The sequence below is a fragment of the Achromobacter sp. GbtcB20 genome, assembly GCF_019091095.1.
GTDB classification, from domain to species: domain Bacteria; phylum Pseudomonadota; class Gammaproteobacteria; order Burkholderiales; family Burkholderiaceae_B; genus Achromobacter; species Achromobacter mucicolens.
Map to the genome: position 1 here is coordinate 1 of NZ_JAGXJZ010000199.1, position 513 is coordinate 513.

Genomic DNA, 513 nt, shown 5'->3' on the forward strand with positions numbered 1-513 from the left:
GGCCTGCTCGGCATGGGGCCGGCGCCCGCGCCCGGCGAGGAAGACGAGGACCTGATCAACGCCGGCAAGCAGCCGGTGACCCTGCTCACCGGCGGCAGCTACTTCCACCACGGCGATTCCTTCGCCATGATGCGCGGCGGCCACCTCGACATCTGCGTGCTGGGCGCCTTCCAGGTCTCGGAAAAAGGCGACCTGGCCAACTGGCACACCGGCGCCCCGGACGCGATTCCGGCCGTGGGCGGCGCCATGGATCTCGCCATCGGCGCCAAGCAGGTGTTCGTGATGATGGACCACCAGACCAAGACCGGGGAAAGCAAGATCGTGCGCGAATGCAGCTATCCGCTCACCGGCGTGGCCTGCGTGAACCGCATCTATACCGACCTGGCGGTGATCGACGTCACGCCCGAGGGCTTGCGCGTTCTGGAAATGGCGCCGGGCCTCGCGTTCGAAGATCTGCAGGCTGTGACGGATGCGCCTTTGCTGAGGTGAGCACGGGCGCGGCACTGCGCGCAC

General features: G+C 67.8%; 1 protein-coding gene. It reads left to right on the forward strand.

What is annotated here, in order from left to right; translation table 11 throughout:
- Window positions 1-489, forward strand: a 489-nt coding sequence (locus KVT32_RS28560; RefSeq protein WP_217619258.1) for a CoA-transferase, incomplete at its 5' end; no start/stop codon positions are given.
- Between the last annotated feature and the right edge of the window lie 24 nt (window positions 490-513).